The organism is Actinobacillus arthritidis (assembly GCF_029774155.1).
Classification (GTDB): Bacteria; Pseudomonadota; Gammaproteobacteria; order Enterobacterales; family Pasteurellaceae; genus Actinobacillus; species Actinobacillus arthritidis.
This window is the reverse complement of sequence record NZ_CP103833.1, coordinates 1,190,947-1,206,363: the sequence shown is the minus strand read 5'-3', so window position 1 is coordinate 1,206,363 and position 15,417 is coordinate 1,190,947. Positions and strand designations below refer to the sequence as shown.

General features: G+C 38.7%; 15 protein-coding genes and 3 pseudogenes. 11 read left to right on the top strand and 7 right to left on the bottom strand.

All coding sequences use genetic code 11. The annotated features are described in order from the left end of the window. Positions 1 to 6 precede the first annotated feature (6 nt). A complete protein-coding gene (locus tag NYR89_RS05545; RefSeq protein ID WP_279445059.1) occupies positions 7 to 498 on the top strand; it encodes a YbaK/prolyl-tRNA synthetase associated domain-containing protein in 492 nt (163 codons plus the stop codon). Positions 499 to 579: 81 nt separating this feature from the next. Here NYR89_RS05545 and NYR89_RS05540 read toward each other — a convergent pair whose 3' ends face one another. From NYR89_RS05540 to NYR89_RS05525, 4 genes and pseudogenes are all read right to left on the bottom strand, one after another. Beyond that, complete coding sequence (locus NYR89_RS05540) at positions 580 to 1,335, bottom strand: metal ABC transporter ATP-binding protein (protein ID WP_279446651.1); 756 nt, start codon at positions 1,333 to 1,335, stop codon at positions 580 to 582. Positions 1,336 to 1,341: 6 nt separating this feature from the next. Beyond that, a pseudogene (locus NYR89_RS05535) lies at positions 1,342 to 2,232 on the bottom strand (metal ABC transporter substrate-binding protein); the annotation flags it as partial. Positions 2,233 to 2,297: 65 nt separating this feature from the next. Further along, positions 2,298 to 2,633: a TusE/DsrC/DsvC family sulfur relay protein gene (locus NYR89_RS05530; RefSeq protein WP_039194877.1), complete on the bottom strand. Its 336-nt coding sequence runs from the start codon at positions 2,631 to 2,633 to the stop codon at positions 2,298 to 2,300. 53 nt (positions 2,634 to 2,686) lie between these two features. Continuing rightward, on the bottom strand, positions 2,687 to 3,352 hold the full coding sequence (locus tag NYR89_RS05525; protein WP_279445058.1) for a Bax inhibitor-1 family protein: 666 nt from the start codon (positions 3,350 to 3,352) through the stop codon (positions 2,687 to 2,689). A 180-nt stretch (positions 3,353 to 3,532) separates the two neighbouring features. Here NYR89_RS05525 and pgsA point away from each other — a divergent pair, with 180 nt between their 5' ends. The 4 genes and pseudogenes from pgsA (at position 3,533) to NYR89_RS05510 (ending at position 6,840) form a co-directional block, all read left to right on the top strand. Further along, a complete protein-coding gene (gene pgsA / locus NYR89_RS05520) occupies positions 3,533 to 4,084 on the top strand; it encodes a CDP-diacylglycerol--glycerol-3-phosphate 3-phosphatidyltransferase (protein ID WP_279445057.1) in 552 nt (183 codons plus the stop codon). 94 nt (positions 4,085 to 4,178) lie between these two features. After that, positions 4,179 to 5,884, top strand: a pseudogene (gene uvrC, locus NYR89_RS05515) (excinuclease ABC subunit UvrC); the annotation flags it as partial. 30 nt (positions 5,885 to 5,914) lie between these two features. Next, complete coding sequence (locus NYR89_RS10970) at positions 5,915 to 6,016, top strand: hypothetical protein (RefSeq protein ID WP_423848460.1); 102 nt, start codon at positions 5,915 to 5,917, stop codon at positions 6,014 to 6,016. 71 nt (positions 6,017 to 6,087) lie between these two features. Next, positions 6,088 to 6,840: a TatD family hydrolase gene (locus NYR89_RS05510; protein ID WP_279445056.1), complete on the top strand. Its 753-nt coding sequence runs from the start codon at positions 6,088 to 6,090 to the stop codon at positions 6,838 to 6,840. Between the two features lie 244 nt (positions 6,841 to 7,084). On the opposite strand, the gene NYR89_RS05505 is transcribed toward NYR89_RS05510, so the two are convergent. After that, complete coding sequence (locus tag NYR89_RS05505) at positions 7,085 to 7,291, bottom strand: excalibur calcium-binding domain-containing protein (protein WP_279445055.1); 207 nt, start codon at positions 7,289 to 7,291, stop codon at positions 7,085 to 7,087. A 112-nt stretch (positions 7,292 to 7,403) separates the two neighbouring features. On the opposite strand from NYR89_RS05505, the gene NYR89_RS05500 reads away from it, so the two are divergent. Next, a complete protein-coding gene (locus NYR89_RS05500; protein ID WP_279445054.1) occupies positions 7,404 to 7,676 on the top strand; it encodes a helix-turn-helix domain-containing protein in 273 nt (90 codons plus the stop codon). 62 nt (positions 7,677 to 7,738) lie between these two features. Here the strand turns inward: NYR89_RS05500 and rep are convergent. Continuing rightward, positions 7,739 to 9,758: pseudogene (rep, locus tag NYR89_RS05495) on the bottom strand (DNA helicase Rep). A gap of 258 nt (positions 9,759 to 10,016) precedes the next feature. Between rep and potA the strand changes: the two are divergent. The 5 genes from potA to ruvB all read left to right on the top strand — a co-directional run bounded on the left by potA (position 10,017) and on the right by ruvB (position 14,522). Continuing rightward, positions 10,017 to 11,132 (top strand): spermidine/putrescine ABC transporter ATP-binding protein PotA, encoded by a 1,116-nt coding sequence (gene potA, locus NYR89_RS05490; RefSeq protein WP_279445053.1) that lies wholly within the window; start codon positions 10,017 to 10,019, stop codon positions 11,130 to 11,132. Further along, positions 11,119 to 11,985, top strand: coding sequence for a spermidine/putrescine ABC transporter permease PotB (gene potB, locus NYR89_RS05485; RefSeq protein ID WP_279445052.1), 867 nt, complete (start codon positions 11,119 to 11,121; stop codon positions 11,983 to 11,985). Before potA ends, potB begins: the two co-directional genes overlap by 14 nt. Then, positions 11,985 to 12,752 carry a spermidine/putrescine ABC transporter permease PotC gene (gene potC, locus NYR89_RS05480; protein ID WP_279445051.1) on the top strand — a complete coding sequence of 256 codons (768 nt, stop codon included), beginning with the start codon at positions 11,985 to 11,987 and terminating at the stop codon, positions 12,750 to 12,752. Before potB ends, potC begins: the two co-directional genes overlap by 1 nt. A 141-nt stretch (positions 12,753 to 12,893) precedes the next feature. Next, positions 12,894 to 13,499: a Holliday junction branch migration protein RuvA gene (gene ruvA, locus NYR89_RS05475; RefSeq protein ID WP_279445050.1), complete on the top strand. Its 606-nt coding sequence runs from the start codon at positions 12,894 to 12,896 to the stop codon at positions 13,497 to 13,499. A gap of 18 nt (positions 13,500 to 13,517) precedes the next feature. After that, the gene (ruvB, locus tag NYR89_RS05470) at positions 13,518 to 14,522 is read left to right on the top strand and encodes a Holliday junction branch migration DNA helicase RuvB (RefSeq protein WP_279445049.1); all 1,005 of its coding nucleotides are present in this window, start codon (positions 13,518 to 13,520) and stop codon (positions 14,520 to 14,522) included. 56 nt (positions 14,523 to 14,578) lie between these two features. Here the strand turns inward: ruvB and ubiG are convergent, their stop codons facing one another. Next, the gene (gene ubiG / locus NYR89_RS05465; protein ID WP_279445048.1) at positions 14,579 to 15,283 is read right to left on the bottom strand and encodes a bifunctional 2-polyprenyl-6-hydroxyphenol methylase/3-demethylubiquinol 3-O-methyltransferase UbiG; all 705 of its coding nucleotides are present in this window, start codon (positions 15,281 to 15,283) and stop codon (positions 14,579 to 14,581) included. Positions 15,284 to 15,417: the final 134 nt, after the last annotated feature.

Sequence of the window (15,417 nt, the reverse complement as noted above, 5' to 3'; positions counted from 1 at the left end):
AATAATATGTCGGAAAAAATATTTGAAAATTTGACCGCACTTTTAGACCAACATCAAGCTCGTTATCGAGTAGTCCGTCATACTAGTGCCGGTAAATCGGAAGAGGTTGCGAAAATTCGTGGTACGGAAATCGGGCAAGGGGCAAAAGCCTTGGTGTGTAAAATCAAAGGAAATGGTGTAAAACAAGCGGTACTTGCTATTTTACCAGCCGATGAGCAGGCGAATTTAAATCAAATCGCCCAATACTTAGGCGGTACAAAAGCATCTCTTGCCAGCCCTAAAGAAGTTGATGAACTTACAGATTGTGTCTTTGGTGCGATACCACCTTTTAGCTTTCACCCGGATCTTAAACTTATTGCAGATCCTAGTTTACTTGAACGCTACGATGAGCTTGCTTTTAACGCCGGTACGCTAGAATGTTCAATTATTTTAAATACGCAAGATTATGCACGTATTGTGCGACCGACATTAGTAAGTTTTGTAAAAAGAGAAATATAGAGGCTACTCAGTTTTATATTCATTATGTAATGTTAAAAAATATGAAAAAAAGACCGCTTGCTTTTGGCGGTCTTTATCAATCTATCCAATATCTTTAGCAAGATAATGTAGTACACCGCCAAAGACTTTTTCCAGATTTTCGTTAGTAAAGGTGGTTTCGGTTTTTCCGGCGACAAGTAAGGTGCGGTTTATCATCAATACTTGATCGCAAAAGCTAGGTACGCTGTTTAAATTGTGCGTTGAAACTAAAACTAAATGTCCTTCGCTACGCAGTTGTTGCAACAATTCAACGATGGCATTTTCGGTTTTAACATCAACACCGGTAAACGGCTCGTCCAGTAAAATAATCTGACTTTCTTGTGCCAATGCTCGAGCAAGAAACACACGCTTTTTCTGTCCACCGGAAAGCTCACCGATTTGGCGGTGTTGCAAATGGCAAATATCCACTCGTTCCATTGCTTGCATCACCTTTTGTTTATCAAGAGATGAAGGACGGCGTAGTAATCCCATATAGCCATATCGACCCATCATAACGACATCGTAAACGGAAACAGGAAATTGCCAATCGACTTCTTCACTTTGCGGCACATAAGAAACCAAATTTTGTTTCAAGGCTTGTTGAATCGGCATCTGGTTTAACAGAATTGTACCCGTTTGAGGTTTGACTAATCCCATTAAACTTTTAAAAAGCGTGGATTTACCGCCACCATTTACACCGATTAAAGCACAAATCGTACCGTTCTGTAATTGGAAAGACACATCATGTAAGGCTAAATGCCCGTTATTATAACGGACACTTAGCTTTTCAACAGAAATAGAGGTTGGAATGGATGCCATATTATTTTTTGCTTTTTCAAAACCGTCAACAATTGTGCTGATTGTCACTTTTAATAAATCTAAATAAGTCGGTACAGCGCCGTCTTTAGTTGAAAGTGAATCAACATATAACACACCGCCATATAATGCGCCGGTTTCTTTTGCCACTTGTTTTGCCGGTTTATCCGATACGGTACTTTCGCTGAAAACAACAGGGATATTGTTAGCTTTTACGCCGTCGATTACTTTTTTCACTTGTTGCGGAGAACCTTGTTCTTCAGCATTGATTGCCCATAAATAAAGCTCTTTTAACTGATAATCTTGTGCTAAATAACTAAATGCCCCTTCACTAGTTACTAACCAACGTTGTGCTTCCGGAATAACGGATAGACGTTGGCGTAACGGTTCCGCAATGGCTTTGACTTTTTCTGCATAAACTTTAGCATTTTGGTTATAGCTTTCGGCATTTTTCGGATCGTATTTCACTAATGCGGCACGAATATTTTCAATATATTGCAGAGCATTAGCCGATGACATCCAAGCATGTGGATTTGGTAAGTTTTTATATTCACCTTCAGTAATTGCAATTGGCGTAATGCCTTCGGTAACCACTACAGCCGGTTTACCTTTTACGTTTTCAAAGAAACGCTCGAACCAACGTTCTAAATTCATACCGTTCCATAAGATAAGATCTGCTTTTTGTGCTTTTACAATATCTTTTGGTGTCGGTTGGTAATCATGAATTTCCGCACCGGGTTTGGTGATAGATTCTACAACTGCTTTATCGCCGGCAACATTTTGTGCGATATCTTGAATAACGGTAAAGGTTGTGACAACTTTGAACGGTGCGACCATAGTGAGAGTGGCACTTAAACCTAATACGACCACAAATGCTTGTTTTAAAAATGAAAGTTTCATAGTTTCTCCTTTTAAATCATGAGTTTTCATTTTGAGTGAAATTGAGAATTAATCTCAATTAATAATTATAAACATTTTATGGGTTTAGGTAAACCAGCAATTTTAGTGGCTTGTTTTGCGGGACCGTCAGGAAATAAACGTTGTAAATAACGGCTATTTCCTTTCTCTTCGCCGAATTTTTGTGCCATCGCTTTAACTAGCATTCGGATTGCCGGCGAGGTTTTGTATTCTTGATAGAAATCACGCACTAGAAAGATGATTTCCCAGTGTTCATTTGTCAGAACAATTTGTTCTTTCTTGGCAATTTCAATCGCAAGCGCTTCTGACCAATCATCAAGGTTAGTTAAGTAACCTGAAGCATCTGTCGGATATTTTTGTTCGTTTAATTCAATGTAATTCATAAAAATAAAAAGTGCCACAGGTGTGGCACTTACTCTCTCAAATTTATTTTAGATTAATCGTCACTACCTAATACGCCAAAGATTTGTAATAGGCTTAAGAATAGATTGTATAGAGATACATATAAATCCACGGTTGCACGGATATAATTGGTTTCACCACCGTGAATAATATTGCTGGTACCTAATAAAATCGCACCGCTTGAGAACACGACAAATAATGCACTCATTGCAAGGCTTAATGCCGGAATTGCTAAGAAGATGTTAGCAATAATCCCAACGAGTAACACCACAAATAATGCCATCATCATACCTGATAAGAATGACATATCTTTCTTAGTTGTAAGTACATAAGCCGAACAAGCAAAGAATACCAATGCGGTTGCGCCTAACGCAAGTGCAATCACATCACCTAAACCTGCACCGATATAACGATTTAAAATCGGTCCTAAGGTGTAACCCAAAAAGCCGGTTAATGCAAATACGCTTAAGATACCTGCACCGCTATTTGCTGTTGCATTGGTTAGGAATAATAAACCGTAGAAGCCGATTAATAATCCCCACCAAGGTAATGCCGGTGCATTCATTGACATTGCCACAAAAGCAATTACTGCTGAAAAGGCTAATGTCATTGAAAGTAAGAAATAAGTATTACGTAATACTTTGTGAGTGCTGAGTAATGATTCACCGCTTGTCGCACCACTAATTACACGATTTTCCATATTGTTTCCTTTAAGTTGAACAAACGTTTGATTTATATATGGACAAACTTCCATAAATCAAGTGTAAATTAGCGACAAATTTAACCAAAGTCAATTGACTTTATCTATGCAATAGTTAAAAATTTTCTTATGAGTGTGATACACTTAAATGACCTAATATTTACTTTGCAAATGCCCTATATGAAACTGAATTTTCCTACCTATCTGACCTTATTTCGGGTTATTTTGATTCCTCTATTTGTGGTTGCTTTTTACTTGCCTAACGGTTGGTATTCAGCTGAAATCTCAACACTGATTTTCTTTATTGCTTCCATTACTGATGCTTTTGATGGCTATTTGGCTCGTAAATGGAATCAAACCACACATTTAGGTGCATTTTTAGATCCGGTCGCAGATAAAGTATTAGTCGCAGTCGCATTAGTTTGTGTTGTTGAATATTACCATACATGGTGGATTACCATTCCGGCGGCGATTATGATTGCTCGAGAAATTATTATTTCCGCATTAAGAGAATGGATGGCTGAATTAGGTGAGCGTGCAAGTGTGGCGGTTTCAATTTGGGGAAAATTTAAAACAACCGCACAAATGTTAGCATTAGGTGGAATGTTATGGCGATTTAACTTTGCAATGGAAGTCTTGGCTTGGATTTTACTTTATGTAGTCGCAGGTTTAACCTTATGGTCAATGTTCCAATATCTTCACGCTTCCAAAAATAGTTTAATGAAATCCTAATTTTGTCTACTGAAACACGGAATAACATTGGAATGCGGTTAATTTTATTGATTTTCTTGTAATTCTGATGTTATCCGTGTTTTTTTAAAAGAATATGTCTTTATTTGATGCTAAATCCTTTCTTGCTGATGTGCCTCATCTTCCCGGTGTTTATCGTATGTATGATGCGAAAAATACCATTATCTATGTCGGTAAAGCCAAAGATCTTAAAAAACGCTTATCCAGTTATTTTCGTAGCCAACTCGCCAGTAAGAAAACTGAAGCGTTAGTTGCTCACATTCATCATATCGAAACCACAATAACCCATTCGGAAACGGAAGCGTTACTGCTGGAACACAATTACATTAAAGAAAATCAGCCGAAGTACAATGTGCTTTTGCGTGATGATAAATCCTATCCGTATATTTTACTCACAAAGCATCAGCACCCTCGAATTACTTCGTTTCGTGGTAGTAAAAAAATTGCCGGCGAATATTTCGGTCCGTATCCGAATGCAGGGGCAGTGCGTGAGACGCTAAATTTACTGCAAAAACTGTTTCCGATTCGCCAATGTGAAGACAGCTACTATAAAAATCGTTCTCGCCCTTGTTTGCAATATCAAATCGGACGTTGTCTTGCCCCTTGTGTAGAAGGCTATTACTCACAAGCGGAATATGATAATCAAGTGAATCTTGTCCGCTTATTTTTACAAGGCAAAGACGGACAAGTGGTTGAGCATTTGGTACAAAAAATGGAAAACGCCGCACAAGAGCTGGATTTTGAAGCGGCACTCGTTTTCGCGATCAGATTCAATCGGTGCGAGCGGTACAAGAAAAACAATTTGTCTCTAACGAGCGTTTGGATGATCTCGATATTATTTCGATCGCTTATCAGCACGGCATTGCTTGTGTGCATATTTTATTTGTGCGTCACGGAAAGGTGTTAGGCAATCGTTCCTATTTTCCTAAAGTACCAAACAATACCGATTTAAGCGAGTTGGCGGATACCTTTGTTGGTCAGTTTTATCTACAGATGAACCAACATCGCACGATACCGAATCAAATTATTATCGATCAGCCGTTAAGTGAAGCGACCGCATTATCTAATGTGCTGTCGGAACAAGCGGGACATAAGGTTAGTATTGCCGATAAAAATATTCGTGGCGATAAAAGTCGTTATTTGGCATTGGCGAAAACCAATGCAGAAGTCGCTCTTACTTTACAACTTAAACAAGATACGCATATTCGCCAGCGTTATGACTCACTCAAGGCATTACTCAATTTAGCGGAAATCAAACGGATGGAGTGTTTCGATATTTCTCACACAATGGGCAATCAAACGGTAGCTTCTTGTGTGGTATTTGATGAAAATGGGCCGCTAAAATCAGATTACCGCCGTTTTAATATTGAAGGTATTACCGGTGGTGATGACTATGCGGCAATGGAGCAAGCCCTATTAAAACGTTATGACCGCAATTTAGAAGAAGAAAAAATTCCAGATATTATTTTTATTGATGGTGGGAAAGGGCAGTTGAATCGAGCGTTAGAAACTTTTGCTTCGTTAAATGTCAGTTGGGATAAGCGTAAACCGTTGTTAATCGGTGTGGCGAAAGGCGTGGAAAGAAAAGCCGGTTTAGAAACCTTATTGATCAGTAAATGGGATAAAGAAATTCACTTACCGCCGGACAGTCCTGCCTTGCATTTAATTCAGCATATTCGTGATGAATCACATAATCATGCGATTACCGGACACCGCAAAAAACGCCAAAAAGCTTTTACGGAAAGCGGATTGGAATCAATCGCCGGTGTTGGAGCAAAACGTCGCCAAGCGTTACTAAAATATCTCGGTGGTATGCAAGGGGTAAAAGCCGCAACTTTAGAGGACATACAATCTGTTCCCGGCATTTCAAAACAACTTGCCGAAGTGATTTTTGATACGCTACAACATAGCTAATAAGTAGCAAGCGGTCGAATTTGCAAGATTTTCTGCAAATTTAACCGCTTATAAATAGAGATAAGACCAAGATGTTCGATAGCCATATTCATTTAGACCAACTTGAAGCAAGCCAAATAGAACAGATAGTTAGCGATCCTTTGCTACAAGGCGTATTGGCGGTCAGTACCGATTTAGCCAGCGCGGAAAGATTATTAGCATTAAAACAAAAGCTTCCGAAAATCCAAATTGCGGCAGGATTTCACCCCGAACAGCCGTTAATCGATGATAAACAGCAACAAGCATTGTCTGATTGGATTGTAAAAAATCGAGAAAATTTGACCGCTATCGGTGAAGTGGGATTACCGCATTACCTAAAGCGGGAGAATCCTAAGCTGGATTATCAGCCTTATCTTGCCTTATTGGAACAATTTGTTGTATTAAGCAAGCGGTTAAATTTGCCTTTAAATTTGCATATCGTGCATGATGATGTAGCGATAATGCTGGATTTGCTGGAAAAATACCAAATTCAACATGCACATTTCCATTGGTTTAAAACCGATGATGATTCGCTTGAACGTTTTCTTCGTACCCCTTATTTCGCTAGTGTCACACCGGATATTTTATGGAATCCGAAAACGCAAAAAATCGTACAAAAATTACCGCTTGATCGTTTGCTGATTGAAACCGATAGCCCATGGCAACATGAAAGTTTAGAAAATGCGAGTATTTCACAGCAATTACAAGCAATATTAGCACAATTAGCGAAATTAAGAACAGAGTCAGAGAGAGTGATTCGCTCGCAAATTAGGCAGAATTATCAGCGGTTATATGGGGTAGTATAAGAAAATGGAATATTCGTGCAAAGACAGAAAAACGGTGCAATTTTTGCAGAATTAGCAAAAATTACACCGCTTGTATTAATTTTGCTCTATTAGATGATATCGATTGATATATTTAATTTTCCCACTTAAGCACTTTTGAGCTTGAATTTTCTTGATATCTAAGTGTTCCGGACAAACAACCGGTAGATTATCTGCTTCCACTCGATTGATAAATAAGAATAAGAAAAGAAGTAATATTTTTATTCTAACGACATACACTAGTGCCATATTTGCTACCACCAGGTAAGCATTCACATGCTTCTCCGTCTCTATCACGATCTAAATTTCTAGCTCCTGTTTGTTGCATATAAGATTGGGCTTCCTGTTGATTTGAAAAATCGGCACATCTTGTTGCGAATGAAGTTGGTATCATTAAGGATAAGCTAAATAAAACTAATAGATTGTTTTTCATTGGTGACCCTCCTAAGGTGTAATTTATGTTTAAAGAACCTGTTTTAGGTTCGATCTTTATTGTATCTTGAACCTTAAAAAGGTTCAAGATAATTTGTACCTAAAATGGGTACATGGGAAATTTAAGATTATCAATTCATTCTGAAGAGCATTTATGGCTTAGGGAATTATTCCTAAAACGCCGTCAAGAGCTTGGATTAACTCAACGCACATTAGGCGAAAAAATGGGCGTTCTTTACTCATTTATTGGAAAAGTAGAAACGGGCGATCGTAGATTAGATATTTTTGAATTTATAGCTTATTGCAAAGGGTTAGAGTTAGAGCCGGTAGAAGTACTAATAGAAATAGAGCAAAAGTTTGGCTGTGCAAGTGTAAAAAATAAATAAAGTAAAAACGGAGCATTTTTATAAATTTAAAATGCTCCGTTTTTATTAGCTTTAAATAAATCTTACTTTTTATTTGCTTTTAGCATTGCCATTAGGTTGGCGATATTGGCGGAAGTTTTTTCGACTTTCTGTTCTTCGGTCATTTTCGGTTTTTCACTTTCCCAGACTAAATCGTCTTGCGGTAATTCAAGTAAGAAGCGGCTTGGTTCCGGTTTGATAATTTCACCGTACTGGCGGCGTTCTTTACAGAGTGAAAACGTCAGCGTTTGTTGTGCTCGAGTAATGCCTACGTAAGCAAGACGGCGTTCTTCCTCGACATTATCTTCATCAAGGCTGGTTTGGTGCGGCAGAATACCTTCTTCCATCCCGACTAAGAAAACGTGCGGAAATTCCAAGCCTTTCGAAGCGTGCGGCGTCATTAGTTGCACTTGATCCGCTTCATCATCGTCTTCACCACGTTCTAGCATATCACGTAGTGTCAGGCGATTTACCACTTGCACCAGCGTCATAGGTTCTTCGATTTCATCTCCCTCAAGCATACCTTGCACCCATTCAAATAATGTTTGCACGTTACGGCTTTGCATTTCCGCCGCTTTCGGCGAAGTAGCCGTTTCATACAAATAGGCTTCGTATTGAATTTTTGCCAATAAATCTTTTACCGCTTCAATCGGATCGGAACGTTCCGCTTGGTCGGCGATTTCGACAATCCAACGGGCAAAATCTTGCAATGCTTGATAGGGCTTGGGTGTCAGACGTTGAATCAATTCAAAATCGAAAATCGCTTCAAACAAGCTGACCTGTTTTTCATTGGCAAGTAAGCCTAATTTTTCCAGCGTTACCGCACCAATTTCCCGCTTTGGCGTATTAACAATACGCAAAAATGCCGCATCATCGTTTTGATTCACTACTAAACGCAAGTAAGCCATCATATCTTTAATTTCGGCACGGGCGAAAAATGACGTTCCCCCGGAAATTTTGTAGGGGATACGGTTTTGCATCAGCAATTTTTCCAGCAAGCGAGATTGATGATTACCACGATATAAAATCGCATAATCTTTGTATTTGGTTTTGTTGGAAAAACGATGGGCGATTAATTCCCCAACAATACGTTCCGCTTCGTGTTCTTCATTTTTGGCTTCGATAACATTTAATTTTTCGCCTTCGCCTAAATTCGAAAATAATCGTTTTTGGAAAATATGATCGTTGTTATCAATCAAAATATTGGCGCAGTGCAAAATGCGTTGGCTGGAACGGTAATTTTGCTCCAGTTTAATCACTTTCAAATCAAAATCTTCACGCAAACGCCGCATATTTTCCGGTTTTGCGCCACGCCATGAATAGATTGATTGGTCGTCATCACCTACCACAGTGAAATTTGCCTCATTGCCTACCAATAATTTAATTAGCTCATATTGGCTGGTATTGGTATCTTGGTATTCGTCCACCAGTAAATAACGGACTTTCTCTCGCCAACGGGCTTTTGCTTCCGGAAATTGGCGAAACAGCAATACCGGCAAGCATAATCAAATCATCAAAATCAAGCGCATTATAGGCTTTTAGCTGATTTTGGTAGAGCTGATAAAAATGCGAAAACACACGTTCACGCTCATCTCGCACGCGAGTTAATACCATTTCGGGTGAAAGCAGATCGTTTTTCCAGTTGGAAATGGTGGAAATCAACGCTTTAAGTAAATCTTTATCTTCTGAAACATTTTCCGGTAACAAATGTTTGAGTAAAGCAAGTTGATCGTGTTCATCAAACAGCGTCATACCGGATTTGAAACCCAATAATTTATACTCACGTTTTAAAATTTCAAAACCGAGGGTGTGGAAGGTTGAAATGGTTAGCCCTTTGCTGTTTTCTTTACCGATAGAATGGGCAACACGCTCACGCATTTCACGTGCCGCTTTGTTGGTAAAGGTTACCGCCGCGATTTGTTTTGGCGAGTAACCGCAATGAGCTATCAGATGGGCGATTTTATTAATAATCACACGTGTTTTGCCCGAGCCTGCACCAGCTAATACAAGGCAAGCTCCCGTTACATATTCTACCGCTTGTTGTTGTTGATCATTTAATTTCATTTTATCTACTTTATTTTCAGCCATTTTTTAAACTGCAATATTTTAGCTGAAAGACAACAAGCGGTCGAATTTCTTTGAGATTTTACAATTGGAATCAAAATGCCTAAATTCCTTAAAAATCAAATTTTTGCTTTTAAAATGTGACCGTTAGCTATATCATTAACAGTTAGTTTTAAGCGTATGGTATTACGCACTCGCCCTGAAAATAATTCAGATTTTGCATTTTCATTTTATGCCCTAGGGGGAAGACAAAAGTAGATGGAACAGTTAGAACAAAAACCAATCATCGAACTACGCAATGTTACTAAAAGCTATGGTAGCAAAACGATTCTTAAAGATTTAAATTTAACCATTAATGACGGTGAATTTTTGACGATTTTAGGTCCTTCAGGTTGTGGTAAAACGACAGCATTACGATTAATTGCCGGATTTGAAGAGTTGACGGAAGGTTCGATTATTCTTGACGGTCAAGATGTATCTAACGTTCCTGCTGAACAACGCCCTGTCAATACGGTTTTCCAAAGCTATGCGTTATTCCCACATATGACGATTTTTGAAAACGTTGCTTTTGGTTTACGTATGCAAAAAGTACCGAATGACCAAATCAAACCGCGTGTAATGGAAGCATTGCGTATGGTACGTTTAGAAGATCGTGCGGAGCAAAAACCGGCTCAGCTTTCAGGCGGTCAGCAACAACGTATTGCGATTGCACGTGCGGTAGTAAATAAACCTAAAGTTTTATTATTGGATGAATCGCTTTCTGCACTTGACTATAAACTACGTAAAGAAATGCAGAATGAGCTAAAAGCATTACAACGCCAATTAGGCATTACCTTTATTTTCGTTACGCACGATCAAGAAGAAGCATTAACGATGTCTGATCGTATTATCGTAATGAACGGTGGTAAGATTGCACAAGACGGTACGCCTCGTGAAATCTATGAAGAACCGAGTAATCTATTTGTCGCTCGTTTTATCGGTGAAATTAACGTATTTGATGCAACCGTGATTGAGCGAGTTGATGCACGTAATGTAAAAGCGAATGTAGAAGGTCGTATCTGTAACATTAAAGTGGAAGATATGGACGTTCAGCCGAATCAAAAACTGAAAGTGCTTTTACGTCCGGAAGATATTTTGATCGAAGAGTTGGATGAAAACGAAAGTTCAAAAGCGATTGTTGGTCATATTTTAGATCGTAACTATAAAGGTATGACATTAGAGTCAAGTGTAAAACTTGATCACAATGGTATGAGCGTATTGGTGAGCGAATTCTTTAATGAAGACGATCCGAATATCGATCACGAAGTTGGTCAAAAAGTGGCATTAACGTGGTATGAAGGTTGGGAGGTTGTACTCAACGATGAAGATTGCTAATAACAAATTCCAAGCCGGAACAGTTTCAGTTATCTTCGGTTGGTTGTTACTTTTTGTACTTGTACCGAACGTATTGGTGCTGTTAATCAGCTTTTTAACGGAAAATCGTCAAAGTGCCTACTTTGTAGATTTTATCTTTAGCTTAGACGCATATACACAGTTGTTCAATGATACTTATGCTACGGTATTGTGGAACTCATTTAAAATGTCTGCAATTGCGACATTTTTCTGTTTAATTATCGGTTATCCGTTTGCGTTTATTATTGCAAAAATGCCGGCGAAAATTCGTCCGATTTTACTGTTTTTAGTCGTATTGCCATTTTGGACAAACTCATTGATTCGTATTTATGGCATTAAAATTTTCTTAGGCATGAAGGGCGTATTAAACGAAACATTATTGGCGATCGGTTTAATTGACGAACCTCTGCGTTTATTAAACTCTGAATTGGCGATTATCATCGGTTTAGTGTATATCTTGTTACCGTTTATGATTCTACCGCTTTATTCTTCAATTGAGAAAATTGACGGTCGTTTATTAGAAGCGGCAAAAGACTTAGGTGCGAATGCATTCCAACGTTTTGTGCGAGTTACCATTCCGCTTACAATGCCGGGGATTGTGGCAGGTTGTTTATTGGTATTATTACCGGCAATGGGAATGTTCTATGTTGCTGACTTATTAGGCGGCGGTAAAACACCATTAATCGGTAACATTATTAAGAGCTTGTTCTTAAATACCAACCAATTTGCATTAGGTTCAGCAGTAAGTATCGCACTTACCGTGTTAATGGCATTAATGTTATATGTTTATTACCGTGCAAATAAATTATTAAATAAAAAGGTGGAGCTTGAATAATGAAAAAGACATTAAGAAACTTTTTTATGTTCGTGGTGTTTGCCTACCTTTATATTCCGATTATTATTTTGGTAGTAAACTCATTTAACGAAGATCGCTACGGCTTACAATGGAAAGGGTTTAGTTGGAACTGGTATGAGCGTTTATTTGCAAATGATACGCTGGTTCATGCAACTATGAATTCATTGACGATTGCATTTTTTGCCGCAACGTTTTCAACTATTTTAGGGACATTAACTTCGATTGCATTATATCGTTATAAATTCCGTGGTAAGCAAATGGTTGGCGGTTTACTGTTTATCGTCATGATGTCACCGGATATCGTCATGGCAGTTTCATTATTAGTGCTGTTTATGATTTTAGGTGTGCAACTTGGCTTTATTTCGTTATTAATTGCACATATTACTTTCTGTTTGCCTTATGTAGTAATTACTATTTCATCTCGCTTAAGTGATTTTGACGGTAAGATGTTGGAAGCGGCGAAAGATTTAGGTGCAAGCGAAGTGACGATTTTACGTAAAATTATTTTACCTCTAGCATTATCATCGATTATTTCCGGTTGGTTATTAAGTTTTACGATTTCGTTAGATGACGTAGTGGTTTCATCATTTGTTACCAGCCCAAGTTATGAAGTATTACCGTTAAAAATCTTCTCGCTGGTGAAAACGGGTGTGACGCCGGAAGTCAATGCATTAGCAACAATTATGATTATTTTCTCATTAACATTGGTAGTTTTAAGCCAATTAGTGGTAAGAAAAAAAGCGTAATTTAATTTGATTAAAAATGGCCCGCTGATTAGCGGGCTATTTTTTTGCAAAAAATTAGCCGAAATAGACCGCTTGTCAGCCTGTTATTCTATACAGTTTTCTGTTATGCTAAGGCAAATTTTTTAGTTTGGAATAAAATCAATGATCGGAAGATTACACGGTAAAATTATTGAAAAACAACCGCCTGAAATGGTAATTGATATTCAAGGTGTCGGATATGAAGTGCTATTGCCGATGACGAGCTTTTACAGCTTGCCGCAAGTCGGTGAAGAAACCACTATTTTTACGCATTTAGTGGTACGTGAAGATGCACATTTATTATTTGGTTTTGCACAAAAGCAAGACAGAACATTATTTCGTGAATTGATTAAAACCAACGGTGTTGGGCCTAAATTAGCCCTTGCAATTTTATCAGCGATGTCGGTTTCACAATTTGCGAATGCGGTTGAAAATGAAGAACTTGCCAAATTAACTAAAATTCCGGGCATTGGGCGTAAGACAGCCGAGCGTTTATTAGTCGAACTCAAAGGCAAATTTAAAGGTGTAGCACAAAGCGATTTCTTTGAAGAACATTCAGTTGAAACGATTGTTGCAACACATTCGCATGATCCGGCAGATGAAGCCCGTGATGCTTTAGTAGCATTAGGCTATAAACTTGCCGATGCTGAGAAAATGATTAAGAAAGTGAATAAAGCGGGTGCAACCAGCGAACAATTAATTCGTGAAGCATTGAAAGCCTCTCTTTAACAAGTAAAAATACCTTAAATGATTGAAGCAGATAGAATAATTAGTGCCTCGCCGAAGCGTGAGGAAGAAGTCATCGATCGTGCGATTCGTCCTAAATTATTAGCGGATTATGTCGGTCAGCCGTCTGTACGAGAGCAGATGGAGATCTTTATTAAAGCGGCAAAATTGCGTGATGAGGCGTTAGATCACTTATTAATTTTTGGTCCACCGGGATTGGGTAAAACCACCTTAGCCAATATTGTTGCTAACGAAATGGGGGTGAATATTCGTACCACTTCTGGGCCGGTACTGGAGAAAGCAGGCGATCTAGCGGCAATGCTAACCAATTTAGAGCCTTATGACGTATTATTTATTGATGAGATCCACCGCTTATCACCGGCAATTGAAGAAGTGCTTTATCCGGCGATGGAAGATTATCAGCTGGATATTATGATCGGCGAAGGGCCGGCGGCACGTTCAATTAAACTGGATTTACCGCCGTTTACCTTAGTAGGAGCAACCACCCGTGCCGGTTCACTGACTTCTCCGTTACGTGACCGTTTTGGCATTGTACAGCGTTTAGAGTTTTACTCGGTGGATGATTTAACCTCGATCGTAAAACGTAGTGCTGATTGCTTAAACTTAAATTTATCGCCGGATGGTGCTTATGAAGTAGCTCGCCGCTCACGTGGCACACCTCGAATTGCCAACCGTTTATTACGCCGTGTGCGAGATTATGCCGATGTACGTAATAATGGTGTGATTACTTCCGACATTGCCAAACAGGCGTTGGCGATGCTTGATGTGGATTCAGAAGGCTTTGACTTTATGGATATCAAGTTGTTGCAAGCGATTGTCGAGCGTTTTGATGGAGGCCCGGTCGGCTTAGATAACTTAGCCGCGACAATCGGTGAAGAACGAGATACGATTGAAGACGTACTTGAACCTTATTTGATTCAGCAGGGCTTTTTGCAACGAACACCACGAGGGCGTATTGCCACCAGCCGAACTTATGCGCATTTAGGTATCGCGAAATTAGATTAAATGTAAGCGGTTGTTTTTGTAAGATTTTAAGCAAAAATAACCGCTTATTTCCTATGCTATTTTAGCATTGCAATATAATTGCAACTAACATCATTATTTAGCCAAAACTTTTCGGTTACTGGATTAAAATGATAGCCTTTCATTTCTTGGCAACGTAAATCTGCCATATCACACCAATTTAATAATTCTGCCGGTTTAATAAATTTTTCAAATTCGTGCGTGCCTTTCGGCAACATTTTTAGCACATATTCTGCTCCGATAATTACCAGCATATAGGCTTTAAATGTACGGTTAATCGTAGAAAAAAATAACACGCCGTCCGGTTTGAGTAACGCTTTACAACTTTGAATAATCGAAAGCGGATCCGGTACGTGTTCTAACATTTCCATACAGGTAATCACATCAAATTTTTCGGCATGACAAGCGGTCTGATTTTGCACAAAATCTTCAATCGTGGTTTGGCGGTAATCGATGCTTAAGCCACTTTCTTCAGCGTGTTTACGTGCAACGTCAAGCGGTTCGGTAGTCATATCAATACCCGTAACATTGGCACCAGTTTTTGCCATTGCTTCACTTAAAATGCCTCCGCCACAACCGACATCTAACACTTTTTTGCCGAATAGTCCGTTTGATTTTTGCTGGATATAGTCTAAGCGTAGCGGATTAAGTAAATGAATCGGTTTAAAGTCGCCGTTCGGATCCCACCATGTTGCGACCATTTTTTCAAATTTATCGAGTTCTGTTTGATCAATATTGTTCATAGAAAATTGTCTTAAGTAAGTGAAAAAGGTCAAATTGCAAAATATTCTCTTAATTTAACCGCTTGTGTTCATTTTCAACTTTCAAAATCCAACTTTCAACTGTTTTTTATGCTATAATTGAACGAATTTTTCGC